Source organism: Streptomyces sp. XM83C (genome assembly GCF_023072675.1).
GTDB classification, from domain to species: Bacteria; Actinomycetota; Actinomycetes; order Streptomycetales; family Streptomycetaceae; genus Streptomyces; species Streptomyces thermocoprophilus.
In genome coordinates, this window is sequence record NZ_JALLGL010000088.1 from 1 (window position 1) to 21271 (window position 21271).

Below are 21271 nucleotides of genomic sequence, written 5' to 3' on the forward strand. Positions count from 1 at the left end.
GCATACGAAATGCAGCGTAGTCTCGTGGGCTCGGAGATGGTAATAAGAGACAGGATTTACGAGACAGAGCGTCGCACCGAGGACGGACACCCCCCGGCGCGCCCCCGACCCCACCACCGGACAGGTGGCGCTACACCAGCCACCCACCCACCGAAACGGGCCGCCGCAGGCATCAGGGGCGCGGGGAACTGCGCGAAAGCCCCCCACCGGCCCGCAGGTGGAAACGAGGGCCCCCGCCAAACGAAAGGGGCGCGGGGAACTGCGCGACCAGCCCCCACCGGCCCGCGGTGAACAACGAAACCGCACGCACCCCAAAAGGGACGCGGGGAACTGCGCACAAGCGGCGTCACCGGCACCCCGGTGGCAAAGGGGGCGCGGGGAACTGCGCGAACGCCCTCCACCGGGCGCCTGGTGAAAACGATGCCCCAGGCACAAACAAGGGACGCGGGGAGCTGCGCACAAGCGGCGTCACCGGCACGCCGGTGGCAAAGGGGGCGCGGGGAACTGCGCGAAGCCTCTCACCGGCCCAGGTGGGCATACCGGCGCACCCCCTCTCGTAGGCTGAACCCCGTGCAGGTACTCCACGATGTTCCCCTCGCCCCGCTGACCACGTTCCGCCTTGGCGGTCCCGCGGACCGCCTGGTCACCGCGGCCACGGACGCCGACGTCATCGACGCCGTCCGCGAGGCCGACGCGGCCGGCACGCCGCTGCTCGTCATCGGCGGCGGATCGAACCTGGTCATCGGCGACAAGGGCTTCGCCGGTACCGCGCTGCGTATCGCCACCACCGGCTTCGAGCTCATCGGCACGACGCTGGAGCTGGCCGCAGGCGAGGTGTGGACGGACGCGGTCGCCCGCACCGTCGAGGCCGGTCTCGCCGGTATCGAGTGCCTGGCCGGCATCCCTGGCTCGGCCGGGGCCACGCCGATCCAGAACGTCGGCGCCTACGGCCAGGAAGTCGCCTCGACCATCTCCGAGGTCATCGCCTACGACCGCCGCGAGCACAGGACGGTCACGCTGTCCAACGCCGACTGCGCGTTCTCGTACCGCCACAGCCGTTTCAAGGCCGATCCCGACCGGTACGTCGTGCTGCGCGTCCGGTTCGAGCTGGAGGACGCCGGAGGGCTGTCCGCACCCATCAAGTACGCCGAGACCGCCCGCGCGCTCGGCGTCGAGCCCGGCGACCGGGTGCCCCTCGCCGAGGCCCGCGAGACAGTGCTGAAGCTGCGTGCCGGGAAGGGCATGGTGCTGGACGCCGAGGACCACGACACGTGGTCGGCCGGGTCCTTCTTCACCAACCCGATCCTCACCGACGAGCAGTTCGACGCGTTCCGCGCGCGCGTGCGCGCCCGCCTCGGCGACGACGTCGAGCCGCCCGCCTACCCGGCCGGCCCCGGCCACACCAAGACCTCCGCCGCCTGGCTGATCGACAAGGCCGGGTTCGGCAAGGGGTACGGAAGCGGGCCCGCACGGATCTCCAGCAAGCACACCCTCGCCCTGACGAACCGCGGCTCGGCGACCACCGAGGATCTGCTCGCCCTCGCACGTGAGGTCGTCGCCGGGGTACGGGACGCGTTCGGGATCACGCTCGTCAACGAGCCGGTGACGGTCGGCGTCACCCTGTGATCATCGGGCGGCCCGCCCGCCTGTAACCTCCCTCGGGCGCTGATCGTCCAGCGCAGGAGAGGGGACACACACTCGTGCCGCACACGGCAGACCGCACCGCCGCCACACGCACCGCAACCCGCCGCCGGGCCGCGACCGCCACGGCCCTGTTCGCCCTGCTCGTGGCCTCTGCCACCGGCTGCGGCGACCGAAGCGAAGGGAAGACCGACGGCAAGGGCACGGACGACAAGCCGGCCTCCGGCTCGTACACCACCGTCTCCGCCATCCCCGAGTCGATCGCCCCGGACGGTACGACCATCCGTGTTGGCTCCCCGCAGGCGCACACGGTCGTCCACCTCTACGAGGATCTGCGCTGCCCGGTCTGCAAGGACTTCGAGACGCAGGGCAGCGGTGAGTCCCTCCGCACGATGGTCATGACCGGCAAGGTCAGGGTCGAGTACACGCTCGCCTCGTTCCTCGACGACCGGCTCGGCGGTCAGGGCTCCGTGAAGGCGGCCAACGCGCTGCGGGCGGCCGTGGACCAGGGCAAGTTCGTCGAGTACCACGAGCTGCTCTACCGCAACCAGCCCGAAGAGTCCGTCGACGGTTTCACGGACGCCTACCTGCTGGAGACGGCATCGAAGGTGGAGGGCCTGCGCGGCCCGGCGTTCGACGCGGCGGTGAAGGGCATGAAGCACCGCGCGTTCGTGACGGCCTCCGAGAAGGCCTTCGAGACGTCCGGAGCGCAGGGCACCCCCTCGATGAAGGTGAACGGCAAGCTCGTCGGGAGCGCGATGAGCGACATGATGTTCGATCCCGCCTCGCTGCCGCTCCTCATCACCCTCATGTCGGCGTGAGCCTCCGCGCCCTCACCCCGCCAGCCAGGCGTCCACTCCCGCCAGCAGCTTCGCCTTGACCTCCTGCGGCGCGGCCGACCCCCGCACCGACTGCCGGGCCAGTTCGGCGAGTTCCTCGTCGGTGAAACCGTGGTGCCGCCGGGCGATCTCGTACTGCGCCGTCAGCCGGGAGCCGAACAGCAGCGGGTCGTCGGCCCCCAGCGCCATCGGCACGCCCGCCTCGTACAGGGTCCGCAGCGGTACGTCCTCGGGCTTGTCGTACACGCCGAGGGCCACGTTGGACGCGGGGCACACCTCGCAGGTGATCCGGCGTTCGGCGAGCCGCCGTAGCAGCGCCGGGTCCTCGGCGGCCCGCACGCCGTGCCCGATACGGGACGCGTGCAGGTCGTCCAGGCAGTCCCGCACGGACGCGGGGCCGGTCAGCTCACCGCCGTGCGGCGCCGACAGCAGACCGCCCTCGCGTGCGATGTGGAAGGCACGGTCGAAGTCCCTGGCGAGACCGCGGCGCTCGTCGTTGGACAGGCCGAAGCCGACGACGCCGCGGTCGGCGTAGCGGACGGCGAGCCGGGCGAGGGTGCGGGCGTCCAGGGGATGCTTCATCCGGTTCGCGGCGACGAGGACACGCATGCCGAGGCCCGTCTCGCGGGACGTGGTCTCGACGGCGTCGAGGATGATCTCCAGCGCGGGGATCAGGCCGCCGAGCCGGGGCGCGTACGAGGTGGGGTCCACCTGGATCTCCAGCCACCCGGAGCCGTCGGCGAGGTCCTCCTGCGCGGCCTCGCGGACGAGGCGCTGGATGTCCTCGGCGGAGCGCAGGCAGGAGCGGGCGGCGTCGTACAGCCGCTGGAAGCGGAACCAGCCGCGTTCGTCGGTGGCGCGGAGCTGCGGCGGCTCCCCGCTGACGAGGGCGTCCGTCAGGGTCTCGGGCAGGCGGACGCCGTACTTGTCGGCGAGCTCCAGGACGGTCGCCGGCCGCATCGAGCCGGTGAAGTGCAGGTGGAGATGGGCCTTCGGCAGCTCAGAGAGATCACGTACACGCTCCATTCCCAGATCCTGCCGTATGGCCCGGCCGTACCGGTAGCCGATTCGGTGAACGCCCCCGATCGAGGTCTTGCCGGAACGAACGAGCGGGCCGGGGGAGCGGGTGAACCGAGGCCCTCCGACCCTGAGTCGGCCCGGATACGTGGACCCGGTTCGTCCTGGGCACGCGGTCCCGAGCCCTCCCCGGTACGTGGACCCGAGTCCTCCCGGCCGCCCGGGACCCGAGCCCTCCCGCACACACGAAGGGCACCCCCGGAAGACCGGAGGTGCCCCCACCGCGTCGCGCGAGCCCAAAGCCGAGCCCGACACCGTACCCGGCAGCCGGGCCCGGGCCGGGCCCGGAAACCTCAGTCCCGCGCCTCCGCAAGCAGCTTCTGCACGCGGGACACGCCCTCGACGAGGTCCTCGTCGCCCAGCGCGTACGAAAGGCGCAGGTAGCCCGGCGTGCCGAACGCCTCGCCCGGGACGACCGCGACCTCGGCCTCCTCCAGGATCAGGGCGGCCAGCTCGACGGTGTTCTGCGGGCGCTTGCCGCGGATCTCCTTGCCGATCAGGCCCTTGACCGACGGGTAGGCGTAGAAGGCGCCCTCGGGCTCGGGGCAGACCACGCCGTCGATCTCGTTGAGCATCCGGACGATGGTCTTGCGGCGCCGGTCGAAGGCCTCCTTCATCTTCTCCACGGCCGACAGGTCGCCGGAGACGGCGGCGATGGCGGCGGCCTGGGCGACATTGGAGACGTTGGACGTGGCGTGCGACTGGAGGTTGGTCGCGGCCTTCACGACGTCCTTCGGGCCGATGACCCAGCCCACGCGCCAGCCGGTCATGGCGTACGTCTTGGCGACACCGTTGACGACGATGCACTTGTCGGCCAGCTCGGGCACGACGACGGGCAGGGAGTGGAACTCGGCGTCGCCGTAGACGAGGTGCTCGTAGATCTCGTCGGTGAGGACCCACAGGCCCTTCTCGGCGGCCCAGCGGCCGATCTCCTCGATCTGCTCGCGGGTGTAGACGGCGCCGGTCGGGTTGGACGGGGAGACGAAGAGGAGGACCTTCGTGTTCTCCGTGCGCGCCGCCTCCAGCTGCTCGACCGAGACGCGGTAGCCGGTGGTCTCGTCGGCGACGACCTCCACCGGGACACCGCCGGCGAGGCGGATCGACTCGGGGTACGTCGTCCAGTAGGGGGCGGGGACGATGACCTCGTCGCCCGGGTCGAGGATCGCGGCGAAGGCCTCGTAGATGGCCTGCTTGCCGCCGTTGGTGACGAGGACCTGGGAGGCCTCCACCTCGTAGCCGGAGTCCCGCTTCGTCTTCTCGACGATCGCGGCCTTCAGCTCGGGCAGACCGCCGGCCGGCGTGTAGCGGTGGTACTTGGGGTTCTTGCAGGCCTCGACGGCCGCCTCGACGATGTAGTCCGGGGTCGGGAAGTCGGGCTCACCCGCGCCGAAGCCGATCACCGGGCGCCCGGCGGCCTTCAGGGCCTTGGCCTTGGCGTCCACGGCGAGGGTGGCGGACTCGGAGATCGCGCCGATGCGGGCGGAGACCCGGCGCTCGGTGGGAGGGGTTGCAGCGCTCATACCGCCCATGGTTTCAGACGCGTAACCGGCCCGGCATGCGGGTTTCACAGACTGAACAGGACAGGGTGCCCGGCAGAACTGGCGTCCGGATCCGGCGCACGGCCTGGTGATCTTCCGCCGGTTTCACGCCGAACTGCCGCTCCCACGGCCCCGACGGGCACTTTCTGTTCGACGAGGCGCCCGGGACCACGTACACTCTCACCTCGTTGGCCTTCAGCAGCCGCACCGCACGGCGGTTCCGGACAGGTGCACACCCAGCACCCGACCGGATGCGGTACGTTGGGGGACACACAAAGGGTCGTAGCTCAATTGGTAGAGCACCGGTCTCCAAAACCGGCGGTTGGGGGTTCAAGTCCCTCCGGCCCTGCTACACACACCTTCGCCAGGATGTGTGCGCATGTACGTACAGCAATGCACCGCCGTGCGGCTCAGACCGGGCGCGGCACGGCCACGACCCCGGGATCAGGTGAGGACGAATGGCGGACGCCGTGGGCTCCATCGACACGCCTGACGCCCAGGACGAGGCGGCGGAGACCAGGAAGAAGACCCGCAAGGGCGGCAAGCGGGCCAAGAAGGGTCCGCTGAAGCGGCTTGCCCTCTTCTACCGGCAGATCATCGCGGAGCTCCGCAAGGTGGTCTGGCCGACCCGCAACCAGCTGACGTCGTACACCACCGTGGTGATCTTCTTCGTCATCGTCATGATCGCCCTGGTGACCGTGATTGACTATGGACTCAGCCACGCCGCCAAGTACGTCTTCGGCTGAGTCGTGAGCGAAGGGCGCCGAGGTATCCGGCGCCCGTTTCGCGTGTTCCACCCCTATGTATCCAGGAAGAAGCAGCCACCGTGTCTGACCAGAACCTGAACGACGCCATCGAGCCGGAAGAGTCGGTGGACGACGAGCTCGACATCGTCGAGGGCGCGGACGAGGACCTGGACGAGGTCGAGGCTGCCGACGCCGAGGCGGGCGAGCCGGCCGAGGAGGCCGCCGTCCACGTCGAGGACGCCGATGACGCCGAGTCGGGCGAAGAGGCGGACGACGCTGCGGAGGCCGAGGAGGAGGCCGCGCCGGTCGACCCCGTCGAGGCCCTCCGCGAGGAGCTGCGCTCCCTCCCCGGCGAGTGGTACGTCATCCACACGTACGCCGGTTACGAGAACCGCGTGAAGACCAACCTGGAGCAGCGCGCCGTCTCGCTGAACGTCGAGGACTACATCTTCCAGGCCGAGGTGCCGCAGGAAGAGGTCGTCCAGATCAAGAACGGCGACCGCAAGACGATCAAGCAGAACAAGCTGCCGGGTTACGTCCTGGTCCGTATGGACCTGACCAACGAGTCCTGGGGTGTCGTCCGCAACACGCCGGGCGTCACCGGCTTCGTGGGCAACGCCTACGACCCGTACCCGCTGACCCTGGACGAGATCGTCAAGATGCTCGCCCCGGAGGCCGAGGAGAAGGCCGCCCGCGAGGCCGCCGAGGCCGAGGGCAAGCCGGCTCCGCAGCGCAAGGTCGAGGTCCAGGTGCTGGACTTCGAGGTCGGCGACTCGGTCACCGTCACCGACGGCCCGTTCGCCACGCTCCAGGCGACCATCAACGAGATCAACCCCGACTCCAAGAAGGTCAAGGGTCTGGTGGAGATCTTCGGTCGTGAGACGCCGGTCGAGCTGTCCTTCGACCAGATCCAGAAGAACTAGATCCAACAGAGCCGGACCCGGAAGGGTCAGGTCCGGGCGAGCCGGATCCGCGAGAGTCGGATCCGGAAGGGCCGGGCCGGACCGGACCGGACGGCCTGCTGGACCCACTGCTTCCGAACAGGTCAGGCGGACGCTCACGCGTTGCCTGACCTGCTCGGTTTTTGGCCGCGCATCTATACCCGTTATCGTTGTGCGGTATGCCTGCGCCCGGGTGGTTCCCGGAGCGGGCATGGACCCGAATCGAAAGGACCCGGAGAGCCATGCCTCCCAAGAAGAAGAAGGTCACGGGGCTCATCAAGCTCCAGATCCAGGCCGGTGCCGCCAACCCGGCCCCGCCGGTCGGCCCCGCGCTGGGTCAGCACGGCGTCAACATCATGGAGTTCTGCAAGGCCTACAACGCCGCGACCGAGTCGCAGCGCGGTTGGGTCATCCCGGTGGAGATCACGGTCTACGAGGACCGCTCCTTCACCTTCATCACGAAGACGCCGCCGGCCGCGAAGATGATCCTCAAGGCCGCGGGCGTGGACAAGGGCTCCGGCGAGCCCCACAAGTCCAAGGTCGGCAAGATCACGCAGGCTCAGGTCCGCGAGATCGCCCAGACCAAGATGCCCGACCTCAACGCCAACGACCTGGACGCCGCGGAGAAGATCATCGCGGGTACCGCCCGGTCCATGGGCGTCACCATCGAGGGCTGACCTCAACCCCCCTGCAGAACAGCGTGGGAGGGCCTGCTCGGCCCGCACCACGACTCCTAGCCAACACAGGAGCATCACGTGAGCAAGCGCAGCAAGGCTCTCAAGGCTGCGGACGCCAAGGTCGACCGGGAGAAGCTGTACGCCCCGCTCGAGGCCGTCCGTCTCGCCAAGGAGACCTCCACGACCAAGTTCGACGCCACCGTCGAGGTCGCCTTCCGTCTGGGTGTCGACCCGCGCAAGGCCGACCAGATGGTCCGTGGCACCGTGAACCTTCCGCACGGCACCGGTAAGACCGCCCGGGTCCTGGTCTTCGCGACCGGTGACCGTGCCGAGGCCGCACGTGCCGCGGGCGCCGACATCGTCGGCGCCGACGAGCTGATCGACGAGGTCTCCAAGGGCCGCCTGGACTTCGACGCCGTCGTCGCCACCCCGGACCTCATGGGCAAGGTCGGCCGCCTCGGCCGTGTCCTCGGTCCGCGTGGTCTGATGCCGAACCCGAAGACCGGCACCGTCACCCCCGACGTCGCCAAGGCCGTCACCGACATCAAGGGCGGCAAGATCGAGTTCCGTGTCGACAAGCACGCGAACCTGCACTTCATCATCGGCAAGGCGTCCTTCGACGACGCCAAGCTGGTGGAGAACTACGGCGCCGCGCTGGAGGAGATCCTCCGTCTGAAGCCGTCCGCCGCCAAGGGCCGTTACATCAAGAAGGCCGCCATCACCACCACGATGGGCCCCGGCATCCCGGTCGACCCGAACCGCACCCGCAACCTTCTCGTCGAGGAGGACCCGGCCGCGGTCTGAGCCTGACGGCTCACCGAGTCGGTCACGGGCCCCGCACCTTCCCAGGTGCGGGGCCCGTTCCCGTATCCGCCCCGGCCCTGCTCGGGTTAGCGTGGCGATCACGGGGACCCCGAGGGGGGAGACAGATGAGGCACACGGGCACCACCCGCCCGCGGCGGCCCGCAGCGACGCGGGCCCTGCTGACTGCCGTCGCGGCCCTGACGGCGCTCACGGCGACGGCCGGGCTCGCGGCGTGCGGCAAGCCCGAGTCCCGCCCGCGCCCCGACGGAACCACGAGCACCGCGCCCAGCACGGACGCCCGCACCACTCAGGCGCTGCGGGCCGTGGAGCGGGCCGTCGCCGCGGCGGGCTCCGCGCGGATCGACTCCACCACCGCCATGGGCGACCTGCTCTCCACCCGTGCCGAGGGCGCCCTCGCCTGGTCCGGCTCCTCCACCGGCACCCTGCGCATCACCTACACCGGCGGCAGCCTCACCGAGCCGCTGCGCAAGCTCGGCACCACCAGCATGGACGCCCGCCTGCTGCCCGACGCCTACTACGCCCGCGTCGGCGAGGACTTCGCCCGGCGGATGGGCGGCCGGCACTGGATCCGCTACGACTTCGACGACCTCGCCGGCCTGCCCGGCGACGCCGGCACCCACCTCCGCGACCAGCTGAGCAACACCGCCCCTCTGCTGCCGGTACGGCTGCTGCTGGCCTCCGGCACGGCACGGGAGACCGGCCGGGAGACGGTACGGGGCCGCGCCGCCCGGCACTACACCGCAACCGTCGACGTGGCCGCGCTCCCCGACGCGGGCCTGCGCCGGCAGCTCAGCGACGCCGGGGTCGCGGCGGAACGCGTCGACATCTGGGTGGACGACCGGAACCTGCTGGTGAAGAAGGTGGAGAAGGCCGAGATGGCGTCCGGCGCGCTGACGCAGACGGCGTACTACGACACCTACGGCGTGCGGGTCGCCGTACAGCGACCGCCGGACGGGGACACCGAGGACTTCGCGACGCTGATGGGCGCCACGGGTTCCTGACCCTGCGGGCAGGGGCCGCCGGCCCGGATTCCCGGTCCCGCGGGCAGGGGGCGGTGGCGCGTGGTCTGCGGGTCTCGTCGGCTGTGGCACAGGGCTCCGGCCCTGCGGGCATGAGCCGGCGGCACGACTTCCGGCCACCAGGCCGCCTACCGACCGGGGTGCCCGGCGTCCACGGGGACGGATTTGCTTGACGGCGAGTCCGTCCCGTACCCTCCTGGAGAAGCCAAAGACCGCTGGTCGTTGCCGTGCCCTTACGGGGACGGTGGCCGAAGGATCCGCTGTTCAATGCGGACGGCCCGCGCAGGTGACAGTGGAAGAACTCCCGGAATCGCATGTGCTGACGCATGTGTGACGCCGGTGGAGTCCGCCCCGTGCGCCTGCGCCGGGGCGTTTCGTTTTTCCCAGTCCTCCTTCGGGTCCGCGCGGTCCGAATCACCCGGAAGGAGGCCGAGGCTCTATGGCGAGGCCCGACAAGGCTGCCGCGGTTGCCGAGCTGACGGACAAGTTCCGCAACTCGACTGCTGCCGTGCTGACCGAGTACCGCGGTCTCACCGTCGCGGAGACCAGGAAGCTGCGTCTCGCACTCGGTGAGAACGCCCAGTACGCCGTGGTGAAGAACACGCTGACCAAGATTGCGGCCAACGAGGCCGGGATCACGACGCTGGACGACCTGTTCAACGGTCCGACGGCTGTCGCCTTCGTCACCGGTGACCCGGTGGAGTCGGCGAAGGGTCTCCGTGACTTCGCCAAGGAAAACCCGAATCTCGTCATCAAGGGCGGTGTCCTTGACGGCAAGGCGCTGTCCGCCGACGAGATCAAGAAGCTCGCGGACCTCGAGTCCCGTGAGGTTCTGCTCAGCAAGCTGGCCGGTGCCTTCAAGGCGAAGCAGTCCCAGGCTGCCTCCGTCTTCCAGGCGCTGCCGTCGAAGCTCGTCCGCACCGTGGACGCGCTGCGCGCCAAGCAGGCCGAGCAGGGCGGTGCCGAGTAATTCGGCTCGCTTCCCGACCCGCGCCGACCGACCGGCGAGGGTCCTAGCGGGCCCGACGTACGCCCGCCTTACCCAGTACATCCGGCACCTGCCGAATTGAGTGGAAGGACCGCCATCATGGCGAAGCTGACCCAGGACGAGCTGCTCGCGCAGTTCGAGGAGATGACCCTCATCGAGCTCTCCGAGTTCGTGAAGGCGTTCGAGGCCAAGTTCGACGTCACCGCCGCCGCTGCCGCGCCGGTCGTCGTCGCCGGCGGTGCCGCCGGTGGCGCCGAGGCCGCTGCCGAGGAGGAGAAGGACGAGTTCGACGTCATCCTCACCGGCGCCGGCGACAAGAAGATCCAGGTCATCAAGGTCGTGCGTGAGCTGACCTCCCTGGGCCTGAAGGAGGCCAAGGACCTCGTCGACGGCACCCCGAAGCCGGTCCTCGAGAAGGTCAACAAGGAGCAGGCCGACAAGGCCGCCGAGGCCCTCAAGGGCGCCGGCGCCTCCGTCGAGGTCAAGTAAGACCTACGCGGCCGTGTGAAGGCCCCCCAGGGGCTGTAACGCGGACGCACCGAAGGGCGATCATCCATCCGGGTGGTCGCCCTTCGGCGTTCCCCGGGGGACGGCCCGGGCTGCCTTGCACCTGTGTTCGCGGGGGGTAAGGTGATCTTCGTCGTGTCCCGGCCGCTCAGGTTCCGGCAGGGGAGCCCTTGACGAACCGCACGCAGCGCGCAATTCTCAGGACGCGTCGTCACAAGGATCCGAATCCGAGGCATGGATCGACGACGAAGAGGGCAGTATCAACGTGCGTTGAGGGCAGGCATGCCGCAGGCGTTGAGAACAGTGGAGTCTCCGAAAATGCGGGACTGGACATCAGTGTGCCTTGTGGCTACACTGACCCTTTGCGCTGCCTGTTAGCTGTCCCCTGCCCGTCACCAGGGGTCTGCCCTCACTCGAGCACTGACCGACAGAAGATCTCCGACCTGGGATCGCTGTCTCTGTGTACGGGGGAGGGGCCGGTACGCGCGTAGTGAGTCCGAGCCCTCGGAAGGACCCCCTCTTGGCCGCCTCGCGCACTGCCTCGACCGCGAATACGAACAACGGCGCCAGCACCGCCCCGCTGCGCATCTCCTTTGCAAAGATCAAGGAGCCTCTCGAGGTTCCGAACCTGCTCGCGCTGCAGACCGAGAGCTTTGACTGGCTGCTCGGCAACACCGCCTGGCAGAGTCGGGTCGAGGAGGCTCTCGAGAACGGTCAGGACGTCCCCACCAAGTCCGGCCTCGAAGAGATCTTCGAGGAGATCTCCCCGATCGAGGACTTCTCCGGGTCGATGTCGCTGACCTTCCGCGACCACCGCTTCGAGCCGCCGAAGAACTCCATCGACGAGTGCAAGGAGCGCGACTTCACCTACGCCGCGCCGCTCTTCGTCACGGCCGAGTTCACCAACAACGAGACCGGCGAGATCAAGTCCCAGACCGTCTTCATGGGCGACTTCCCGCTCATGACGAACAAGGGCACCTTCGTCATCAACGGCACCGAGCGTGTCGTGGTGTCGCAGCTGGTCCGTTCCCCCGGTGTCTACTTCGACTCCAGCATCGACAAGACGTCCGACAAGGACATCTACTCCGCCAAGATCATCCCCTCCCGGGGTGCCTGGCTGGAGATGGAGATCGACAAGCGCGACATGGTCGGTGTCCGCATCGACCGCAAGCGCAAGCAGTCCGTGACCGTCCTCCTCAAGGCGCTCGGCTGGACGACCGAGCAGATCCTCGAGGAGTTCGGCGAGTACGAGTCCATGCGCGCCACCCTGGAGAAGGACCACACCCAGGGTCAGGACGACGCGCTGCTCGACATCTACCGCAAGCTGCGCCCGGGCGAGCCCCCCACGCGCGAGGCCGCGCAGACGCTGCTCGACAACCTCTACTTCAACCCCAAGCGCTACGACCTGGCCAAGGTCGGCCGCTACAAGGTCAACAAGAAGCTGGGCACGGACACCCCGCTGGACGCCGGGATCCTGACCGTCGAGGACATCATCGCGACGATCAAGTACCTGGTGAAGCTGCACGCCGGTGAGACCGAGACCGTCGGCGACAACGGCCAGCCGGTCGTCGTCGAGACCGACGACATCGACCACTTCGGCAACCGCCGCCTGCGCAGCGTCGGCGAGCTCATCCAGAACCAGGTCCGCACGGGTCTGGCCCGTATGGAGCGCGTCGTCCGCGAGCGGATGACCACCCAGGACGTCGAGGCGATCACGCCGCAGACCCTGATCAACATTCGGCCGGTCGTCGCCTCCATCAAGGAGTTCTTCGGCACCAGCCAGCTGTCCCAGTTCATGGACCAGAACAACCCGCTGTCCGGGCTGACGCACAAGCGTCGTCTGTCCGCGCTCGGCCCGGGTGGTCTCTCCCGTGAGCGGGCCGGCTTCGAGGTCCGTGACGTCCACCCGTCGCACTACGGCCGTATGTGCCCGATCGAGACGCCCGAAGGCCCGAACATCGGTCTGATCGGCTCGCTCGCCACCTACGGGCGTGTCAACGCGTTCGGTTTCGTCGAGACGCCGTACCGCAAGGTCGTCGACGGCCAGGTCACCGACGAGGTGAACTACCTGACCGCCGACGAGGAGGACCGCTTCGTCATCGCGCAGGCCAACGCGCCCCTCACCGCCGACATGCGGTTCGAGGAGTCCCGTGTCCTGGTCCGCCGCCGTGGCGGCGAGGTCGACTACGTCGCCCCCGAGGACGTGGACTACATGGACGTCTCGCCGCGCCAGATGGTGTCGGTCGCGACCGCCATGATCCCCTTCCTGGAGCACGACGACGCCAACCGTGCCCTCATGGGCGCGAACATGATGCGCCAGGCCGTCCCGCTGATTAAGTCGGAGGCCCCGCTCGTCGGCACCGGCATGGAGTACCGCTCCGCCGTCGACGCCGGCGACGTCGTCAAGGCCGAGAAGGCCGGTGTGGTCCAGGAGGTCTCCGCGGACTACATCACCACCGCCAACGACGACGGCACGTACATCACGTACCGCCTGGCCAAGTTCGCCCGCTCCAACCAGGGCACCTCGGTCAACCAGAAGGTCATCGTGAACGAGGGCGACCGTGTCGTCGAGGGCCAGGTCCTCGCCGACGGCCCGGCCACCCAGAACGGCGAGATGGCCCTCGGCAAGAACCTGCTCGTGGCGTTCATGCCGTGGGAAGGCCACAACTACGAGGACGCGATCATCCTGTCGCAGCGCCTCGTGCAGGACGACGTCCTCTCCTCGATCCACATCGAGGAGCACGAGGTCGACGCCCGTGACACCAAGCTCGGCCCCGAGGAGATCACCCGGGACATCCCGAACGTCTCCGAAGAGGTCCTCGCCGACCTCGACGAGCGCGGCATCATCCGCATCGGCGCCGAGGTCATCGCCGGTGACATCCTCGTCGGCAAGGTCACCCCGAAGGGTGAGACCGAGCTGACGCCGGAGGAGCGCCTGCTGCGCGCGATCTTCGGTGAGAAGGCCCGTGAGGTCCGTGACACCTCGCTGAAGGTGCCGCACGGCGAGACCGGCAAGGTCATCGGTGTGCGCGTCTTCGACCGCGAGGAGGGCGACGAGCTGCCGCCCGGCGTGAACCAGCTGGTCCGCGTCTACGTCGCGCAGAAGCGCAAGATCACCGACGGTGACAAGCTCGCCGGCCGGCACGGCAACAAGGGTGTCATCTCCAAGATCCTGCCGATCGAGGACATGCCGTTCCTGGAGGACGGCACCCCGGTCGACATCATCCTCAACCCGCTGGGTGTGCCGTCCCGAATGAACCCGGGACAGGTCCTGGAGATCCACCTCGGCTGGCTCGCCAGCCGCGGCTGGGACGTCTCCGGCCTCGCCGACGAGTGGGCGCAGCGCCTCCAGGCGATCGGCGCCGACAAGGTCGAGCCCGGCACCAACGTCGCCACCCCGGTCTTCGACGGTGCGCGTGAGGACGAGCTCGCGGGTCTGCTTCAGCACACCATCCCGAACCGCGACGGCGAGCGCATGGTGCTCCCGTCCGGCAAGGCGCGGCTGTTCGACGGCCGCAGCGGTGAGCCGTTCCCGGACCCGATCTCGGTCGGCTACATGTACATCCTGAAGCTGCACCACCTGGTCGACGACAAGCTGCACGCCCGGTCGACCGGCCCGTACTCGATGATCACCCAGCAGCCGCTGGGTGGTAAGGCCCAGTTCGGTGGCCAGCGCTTCGGTGAGATGGAGGTGTGGGCGCTGGAGGCGTACGGCGCCGCCTACGCCCTCCAGGAGCTGCTGACCATCAAGTCCGACGACGTCACCGGCCGCGTGAAGGTCTACGAGGCCATCGTCAAGGGCGAGAACATCCCCGAACCCGGCATTCCCGAGTCCTTCAAGGTGCTCATCAAGGAAATGCAGTCGCTCTGCCTGAACGTGGAGGTGCTGTCCAGCGACGGTATGTCCATCGAGATGCGCGACACCGACGAGGACGTCTTCCGCGCTGCGGAGGAGCTCGGTATCGACCTGTCCCGGCGCGAGCCGAGCAGCGTCGAAGAGGTCTGACGGGAGTCCGGCCCGGGGGCTCGCGACATGAGCCCCCGGCCGGCCCCAGGACCCCCGTTTCAGACCCCAAGCCTTACAACCCTGAGAGGGATTGACGCATAGTGCTCGACGTCAACTTCTTCGACGAGCTCCGGATCGGTCTGGCCACCGCTGACGACATCCGTCAGTGGAGCCACGGCGAGGTCAAGAAGCCGGAGACCATCAACTACCGCACGCTCAAGCCGGAAAAGGACGGGCTCTTCTGCGAGAAGATCTTCGGTCCGACCCGGGACTGGGAGTGCTACTGCGGCAAGTACAAGCGCGTCCGCTTCAAGGGCATCATCTGTGAGCGCTGCGGTGTCGAGGTCACCCGCGCCAAGGTGCGCCGTGAGCGGATGGGCCACATCGAGCTGGCCGCGCCCGTCACGCACATCTGGTACTTCAAGGGCGTCCCGTCGCGGCTGGGCTACCTGCTCGACCTCGCCCCGAAGGACCTGGAGAAGGTCATCTACTTCGCGGCGTACATGATCACGTACGTCGACGAGGAGCGCCGTACCCGCGACCTGCCCTCCCTGGAGGCGCATGTCTCGGTCGAGCGTCAGCAGATCGAGAACCGCCGGGACGCCGACCTGGAGGCCCGCGCCAAGAAGCTCGAGGCCGACCTGGCCGAGCTGGAGGCCGAGGGCGCCAAGGCCGATGTGCGCCGCAAGGTGCGCGAGGGTGCCGAGCGTGAGATGAAGCAGCTGCGCGACCGTGCGCAGCGCGAGATCGACCGCCTCGACGAGGTGTGGAACCGGTTCAAGAACCTCAAGGTCCAGGACCTGGAGGGCGACGAGCTGCTCTACCGCGAGCTGCGCGACCGCTTCGGCACGTACTTCGACGGTTCGATGGGTGCCGCGGCGCTCCAGAAGCGCCTGGAGTCCTTCGACCTGGAGGAGGAGGCGGAGAAGCTCCGCGAGATCATCCGTACCGGCAAGGGCCAGAAGAAGACCCGCGCCCTGAAGCGGCTGAAGGTCGTCTCCGCGTTCCTGCAGACCTCCAACAGCCCCAAGGGCATGGTCCTGGACTGCGTTCCGGTCATCCCGCCGGACCTGCGTCCGATGGTGCAGCTGGACGGTGGCCGCTTCGCGACCTCCGACCTGAACGACCTGTACCGCCGTGTCATCAACCGCAACAACCGCCTGAAGCGGCTTCTCGACCTCGGCGCGCCCGAGATCATCGTGAACAACGAGAAGCGCATGCTCCAGGAGGCCGTGGACGCGCTGTTCGACAACGGCCGTCGTGGCCGGCCGGTCACCGGTCCGGGCAACCGTCCGCTGAAGTCCCTCAGCGACATGCTGAAGGGCAAGCAGGGCCGCTTCCGTCAGAACCTGCTCGGCAAGCGTGTCGACTACTCGGCGCGTTCCGTGATCGTCGTCGGTCCGCAGCTGAAGCTGCACCAGTGCGGTCTGCCGAAGGCGATGGCGCTGGAGCTGTTCAAGCCGTTCGTGATGAAGCGCCTGGTCGACCTGAACCACGCGCAGAACATCAAGAGCGCCAAGCGGATGGTCGAGCGTGGCCGCACCGTGGTGTACGACGTCCTCGAAGAGGTCATCGCCGAGCACCCGGTGCTGCTGAACCGTGCGCCCACCCTGCACCGCCTCGGCATCCAGGCCTTCGAGCCGCAGCTGGTCGAGGGCAAGGCCATCCAGATCCACCCGCTCGTGTGCACCGCGTTCAACGCGGACTTCGACGGTGACCAGATGGCCGTGCACCTGCCGCTGTCCGCGGAGGCGCAGGCCGAGGCCCGCATCCTGATGCTGTCCTCGAACAACATCCTCAAGCCGGCCGACGGCCGTCCGGTGACGATGCCGACCCAGGACATGGTCCTCGGTCTGTTCTTCCTCACCACGGACTCCGAGGGCCGCGACGTCAAGGGCGAGGGCCGTGCCTTCGCCTCGGTCGCCGAGGCGATCATGGCGTTCGACGCGGGCGAGCTGTCGTTGCAGTCGCAGGTCCACATCCGCTTCCCGGTGGGCACCATCCCGCCGCGCGGCTGGGTCCCGCCGGTGCGCGAGGAGGGCGAGCCGGAGTGGCAGCAGGGTGACAGCTTCACCCTGAAGACCACGCTGGGCCGTGCGCTCTTCAACGAGCTGCTGCCCGAGGACTACCCGTTCGTCGACTACGAGGTCGGCAAGAAGCAGCTCTCCGAGATCGTCAACGACCTCGCGGAGCGCTACCCGAAGGTGATCGTCGCGGCGACGCTCGACAACCTGAAGGCGGCCGGCTTCTACTGGGCGACCCGTTCCGGTGTCACCGTCGCCATCTCGGACGTCGTCGTGCCCGAGGCGAAGAGGGAGATCGTCAAGGGTTACGAGGCTCAGGACGAGAAGGTCCAGAAGCAGTACGAGCGCGGTCTGATCACCAAGGACGAGCGCACGCACGAGCTCATCGCGATCTGGACCAAGGCGACCAACGAGGTCGCCGAGGCGATGAACGACAACTTCCCGAAGACCAACCCGATCTTCATGATGGTGAACTCGGGTGCACGAGGCAACATGATGCAGATGCGTCAGATTGCCGGTATGCGCGGTCTGGTGTCGAACGCGAAGAACGAGACGATCCCGCGGCCCATCAAGGCCTCGTTCCGTGAGGGTCTGTCCGTGCTGGAGTACTTCATCTCCACGCACGGTGCCCGTAAGGGTCTGGCGGACACCGCTCTGCGTACCGCCGACTCGGGTTACCTCACGCGTCGTCTGGTCGACGTGTCGCAGGACGTCATCATCCGCGAGGAGGACTGCGGCACCGACCGCGGTCTGAAGCTGCGGATCGCCGAGCGGGGCGCCGACGGCGTGCTGCGCAAGGCGGACAACGTCGAGACGTCCGTGTACGCGCGCTGCCTCGCCGAGGACATCGTGGTCGACGGCCAGGTGCTGGCCCCGGCCGGCACCGACCTGGGCGACGTCCTCATCGAGGAGCTCGTCCAGCGCGGCGTCGAGGAGGTCAAGACCCGTTCGGTCCTGACCTGCGAGTCCGCTGTCGGTACCTGCGCGATGTGCTACGGCCGTTCGCTCGCCACCGGCAAGCTGGTCGACATCGGTGAGGCGGTCGGCATCATCGCCGCCCAGTCCATCGGTGAGCCCGGTACCCAGCTGACGATGCGTACCTTCCACACCGGTGGTGTGGCCGGTGACGACATCACCCAGGGTCTGCCGCGTGTCGTCGAGCTCTTCGAGGCCCGTACCCCGAAGGGTGTCGCCCCGATCTCCGAGGCCTCCGGCCGCGTGCGGATCGAGGAGACCGAGAAGACCAAGAAGATCGTGATCACGCCGGACGACGGCAGCGACGAGACGTCGTACCCGATCTCCAAGCGTGCCCGTCTCCTGGTCAGCGAGGGCGAGCACGTCGAGGTGGGCCAGAAGCTCACCGTGGGTGCCACCAACCCGCACGACGTGCTGCGCATCCTGGGTCAGCGTGCCGTCCAGGTCCACCTGGTCGGCGAGGTCCAGAAGGTGTACAACTCGCAGGGTGTGTCGATCCACGACAAGCACATCGAGATCATCATCCGGCAGATGCTGCGCCGGGTGACGATCATCGAGTCCGGTGACGCCGAGCTGCTGCCCGGTGAGCTGGTCGAGCGCTCGAAGTTCGAGCAGGAGAACCGTCGTGTGGTCCAGGAGGGCGGTCACCCGGCCTCCGGTCGTCCGCAGCTCATGGGTATCACCAAGGCCTCGCTGGCCACAGAGTCCTGGCTGTCGGCGGCGTCCTTCCAGGAGACGACCAGGGTCCTCACGGACGCGGCGATCAACGCCAAGTCCGACTCCCTGATCGGCCTCAAGGAGAACGTGATCATCGGTAAGCTCATCCCGGCCGGTACGGGTCTGTCCCGCTACCGCAACATCCGGGTCGAGCCGACCGAGGAGGCCAAGGCCGCGATGTACTCGGCCGTCGGCTACGACGACATCGACTACTCGCCGTTCGGCACCGGCTCGGGCCAGGCCGTTCCGCTGGAGGACTACGACTACGGTCCGTACAACCAGTAAGGCGTACGTCCACTGAAGGGCGGTCACCCTCACGGGGTGGCCGCCCTTCGGCGTTCCGTGCCGTACGCGCCGGTGTCTCAGAAGGTGGCGACGTCCCAGGTGACGTTCAGCTCGTCCAGTTCCCGGTCGGAGACCAGCAGGGACCGCTGGAGGCGGCGCAGCGCGGGGGAGGGCTCCAGGCCCAGCTCGTTCACGAGGGTGGTCCGCATCCGCTGGTAGGCGTCGAGGGCCTCGCAGCGGCGGCCGGAGCGGTACAGCGCCAGCATGAGATGGGCGCAGAACCCCTCGTGGGTGGGGTGGTGGGCGGTGACGCTGCGCAGCTCGCCGAGGAGTTCATGGTGCCGGCCGAGCCGCAGATCGGCTTCGATCCTGCGGTCGAGCACATTGAGCCGGGCCTCCTCGATCCGCTGCACCTCGATGCGCAGCTGCGGTCCGACCTCGACGTCGGCGAGTGCGCGTCCGCGCCACAGGCCGAGCGCCTGGGTGAAGCTGCGGGACGCGGCCTCGAAGTCGCCCTTCTCCCGGGCGCGGTGTCCGGCGCAGGCGAGCTGCTCGAACTGTTCCAGGACGACCGCTGTCTCCGGTGCGCGCAACAGATAGCCGCCGGGGAGGGTGACCAGGATGTTCTTGGCCTCGGGGAACCTGCCCGGTGGGCGGGCCGCGGCGGACTCGGCGATACGTTTGCGCAGGTGCAGGATGTAGCCCTGTACGGCCGTCTTCGCGGTGGCCGGCGGTTCGGGGCCCCATAATTCGCCCATCAGGGCGGACAGTGGCACCAGCCGGTTGGTGTAGACGGCGAGCATCGCCAGGACGGTACGCGGCTTGGAAGCCGTCGGGACTATAGAGGCGGATTTCTGCGAGACCTCAAGCGGTCCCAGGACATCGATCTCCATCGAACTCCCCCGTTGCGGTGGTGCACAAGTGGTTCGACCGTGCTGACGACATCGCATCTCCTGTGGTGTGGAAGCGACGCGGGGAAACCGGCACACGCGGCAGGGCGCCGCGGCGACGCGGGATGACCGCGCCGCGCAGCGCCCTGCTGGGATCACGCCTCACGTTTGCGTCGTCGAGCTTTCATGTTCCCCCATTAGCCCGTGCTGGAGCAGGTCCGGTCGGTGGTCTCTCGATGATCTTTTTGAACGTTTCTGGCGGTGAATGTCCTATGTGTGCGCGATGCTACTTCATGCGTAGCGTCGCCGGGTCGCTGCTTGGCGCTATCCGGTCGGGCCTTATATCGGAAAGTGATTCTGCGAGTACTGCCCGCCGCAGGGGAAGAGCCCGGTACCGCCCGGATTGCCGGGCGTTGCTTCCGGGCGGGAATTCGGCTGAAAAATGACGCCGGGCCGGATCAGCGCGTCAGAGAGGTCCGGGCCAGGGAGGCGAGAACGGTGAGGGCGTCCGTTTCGAAGATCGACTCGCAGGCGCGGCTCACCGCGTAGCAGAGGAAATAGCGTTCCGCCAGGGCGATGCCGATGCTGCCGAGGGAGAGGTAGAGAAGGCTGGTCAGCAGGCGTGTGGCCAGAAAGGACGGGTCGCGGTCGAGGAAGTCGCGCAGCCCGTCGGAGCCTTCCACCATGCGGTGGAACGCGCTCCGGGAGAGGCCTTTGCCGTCCGGCCCGGCGTCCATGGGCTCCTCGGTGCGCAGCGCGAGTTCCGTCCCGGCGCGGAACAGCTCGGCCAGCCGCGGTTTGGCGGCATGTGTCGCCTCGTACCACTGCTGGGCGGGCCGGGACACCAGCGGGCCGCGGCCCTCGCACTGGGTGAGGACGTCGTCGACCAGGCGTTCCAGGGTGGCCGCGGCGCGGGCGTACTTGGCGTCCATCATGTCCTGCGCGGCCTTCGGGTCGCGGCTGGTGGCGAGGAACGCCTCGGCGTGCGAGCGGTAGCTGAGGAAGCCGAGCGGCACCCCTTCGCGCAGCTCCTCCCACTGCCGGGGTCCGGGAGCGGCGGAGACGCTGACGGCACGCAGATGCGCCGACATGAGTTCGAGGGCTGCGGCCAGCAGGGCGGGCCTGCCCTGTTCGGCGGCCTCCGTCGCGGTGAGCAGTGCCGGGGACACGGCGGCCAGGACGCCGCGGGTCACCGGCCCGAGTGCGGGGCCGTCGAAGACCGAGCCGGCCAGCGGGACCAGCGCGGCCGGGCCGTCCGTGACCCGCACGGGCGTGTCGAGGCCGGCGGCCAGCTCCCGGGCCCGTGCGGCGTACCGGGCGGCGCGGTCGCCGTCCGGGGGCAGCTCCAGCTGCACGACCAGCGCGGGTACGGCTGCGCCGACGCCCCGCACGAAGAACCCGGGCGCGGGCTCGGCTCCGGGGACAGGGGCCTCGCGCAGCAGCGGTCGCACGACGCCGGCGAGGAGTGCGGGTACGGCCTCCGAGGGGGCGTCGAGGCCGATCTCGCACCAGGCCGCGCCCCCGGGGCCGGAGCCGGGGCCAGGGCCGGAGCCGGGGGCGCGGCCTGGTGCGAGAT

General features: G+C 68.8%; 14 protein-coding genes, 1 tRNA gene and 1 pseudogene. 12 read left to right on the forward strand and 4 right to left on the reverse strand.

The annotated features are described in order from the left end of the window. Window positions 1-570: 570 nt before the first annotated feature. Both MTQ10_RS12645 and MTQ10_RS12650 read left to right on the forward strand, forming a co-directional pair. Window positions 571-1626 (forward strand): UDP-N-acetylmuramate dehydrogenase, encoded by a 1056-nt coding sequence (locus MTQ10_RS12645; RefSeq protein WP_247466262.1) that lies wholly within the window; start codon window positions 571-573, stop codon window positions 1624-1626. Window positions 1627-1700: 74 nt separating this feature from the next. Continuing rightward, entirely contained in the window at window positions 1701-2462 is a 762-nt protein-coding gene (locus tag MTQ10_RS12650) for a DsbA family protein (protein WP_247466264.1), read from the forward strand. A 12-nt stretch (window positions 2463-2474) separates the two neighbouring features. Here the strand turns inward: MTQ10_RS12650 and MTQ10_RS12655 are convergent, their stop codons facing one another. Together MTQ10_RS12655 and MTQ10_RS12660 are read right to left on the reverse strand one after the other, a co-directional pair. After that, window positions 2475-3506 (reverse strand): adenosine deaminase, encoded by a 1032-nt coding sequence (locus MTQ10_RS12655; RefSeq protein ID WP_247466267.1) that lies wholly within the window; start codon window positions 3504-3506, stop codon window positions 2475-2477. A gap of 344 nt (window positions 3507-3850) precedes the next feature. Further along, complete coding sequence (locus tag MTQ10_RS12660; RefSeq protein ID WP_247466270.1) at window positions 3851-5077, reverse strand: pyridoxal phosphate-dependent aminotransferase; 1227 nt, start codon at window positions 5075-5077, stop codon at window positions 3851-3853. A 294-nt stretch (window positions 5078-5371) separates the two neighbouring features. Between MTQ10_RS12660 and MTQ10_RS12665 the strand changes: the two genes are divergently transcribed. The 10 genes from MTQ10_RS12665 to MTQ10_RS12710 all read left to right on the forward strand — a co-directional run bounded on the left by MTQ10_RS12665 (window position 5372) and on the right by MTQ10_RS12710 (window position 18805). Next, window positions 5372-5444 (forward strand) — tRNA-Trp (locus tag MTQ10_RS12665). Window positions 5445-5553: 109 nt separating this feature from the next. Next, window positions 5554-5841 carry a preprotein translocase subunit SecE gene (gene secE / locus MTQ10_RS12670; protein WP_110629782.1) on the forward strand — a complete coding sequence of 96 codons (288 nt, stop codon included), beginning with the start codon at window positions 5554-5556 and terminating at the stop codon, window positions 5839-5841. An 80-nt stretch (window positions 5842-5921) separates the two neighbouring features. Beyond that, window positions 5922-6764 (forward strand): transcription termination/antitermination protein NusG, encoded by an 843-nt coding sequence (nusG, locus tag MTQ10_RS12675; protein WP_247466275.1) that lies wholly within the window; start codon window positions 5922-5924, stop codon window positions 6762-6764. A 260-nt stretch (window positions 6765-7024) separates the two neighbouring features. Next, a complete protein-coding gene (gene rplK / locus MTQ10_RS12680; protein WP_247466278.1) occupies window positions 7025-7459 on the forward strand; it encodes a 50S ribosomal protein L11 in 435 nt (144 codons plus the stop codon). A 78-nt stretch (window positions 7460-7537) separates the two neighbouring features. Further along, window positions 7538-8263 carry a 50S ribosomal protein L1 gene (gene rplA / locus MTQ10_RS12685; RefSeq protein WP_247466281.1) on the forward strand — a complete coding sequence of 242 codons (726 nt, stop codon included), beginning with the start codon at window positions 7538-7540 and terminating at the stop codon, window positions 8261-8263. 125 nt (window positions 8264-8388) lie between these two features. Further along, complete coding sequence (locus MTQ10_RS12690) at window positions 8389-9285, forward strand: hypothetical protein (protein WP_247466284.1); 897 nt, start codon at window positions 8389-8391, stop codon at window positions 9283-9285. A gap of 457 nt (window positions 9286-9742) precedes the next feature. Next, window positions 9743-10273, forward strand: coding sequence for a 50S ribosomal protein L10 (gene rplJ, locus MTQ10_RS12695; RefSeq protein ID WP_247466286.1), 531 nt, complete (start codon window positions 9743-9745; stop codon window positions 10271-10273). Between the two features lie 117 nt (window positions 10274-10390). Next, a complete protein-coding gene (gene rplL / locus MTQ10_RS12700; RefSeq protein ID WP_247466289.1) occupies window positions 10391-10780 on the forward strand; it encodes a 50S ribosomal protein L7/L12 in 390 nt (129 codons plus the stop codon). A 538-nt stretch (window positions 10781-11318) separates the two neighbouring features. Then, the gene (gene rpoB / locus MTQ10_RS12705) at window positions 11319-14804 is read left to right on the forward strand and encodes a DNA-directed RNA polymerase subunit beta (RefSeq protein ID WP_247466292.1); all 3486 of its coding nucleotides are present in this window, start codon (window positions 11319-11321) and stop codon (window positions 14802-14804) included. A gap of 101 nt (window positions 14805-14905) precedes the next feature. Next, complete coding sequence (locus MTQ10_RS12710; RefSeq protein ID WP_247466295.1) at window positions 14906-18805, forward strand: DNA-directed RNA polymerase subunit beta'; 3900 nt, start codon at window positions 14906-14908, stop codon at window positions 18803-18805. 77 nt (window positions 18806-18882) lie between these two features. Here MTQ10_RS12710 and MTQ10_RS12715 read toward each other — a convergent pair whose 3' ends face one another. Together MTQ10_RS12715 and MTQ10_RS12720 are read right to left on the reverse strand one after the other, a co-directional pair. Next, window positions 18883-19698: an AfsR/SARP family transcriptional regulator gene (locus tag MTQ10_RS12715; protein ID WP_247466299.1), complete on the reverse strand. Its 816-nt coding sequence runs from the start codon at window positions 19696-19698 to the stop codon at window positions 18883-18885. Between the two features lie 455 nt (window positions 19699-20153). Further along, a pseudogene (locus tag MTQ10_RS12720) lies at window positions 20154-21271 on the reverse strand (lantibiotic dehydratase C-terminal domain-containing protein); the annotation flags it as partial.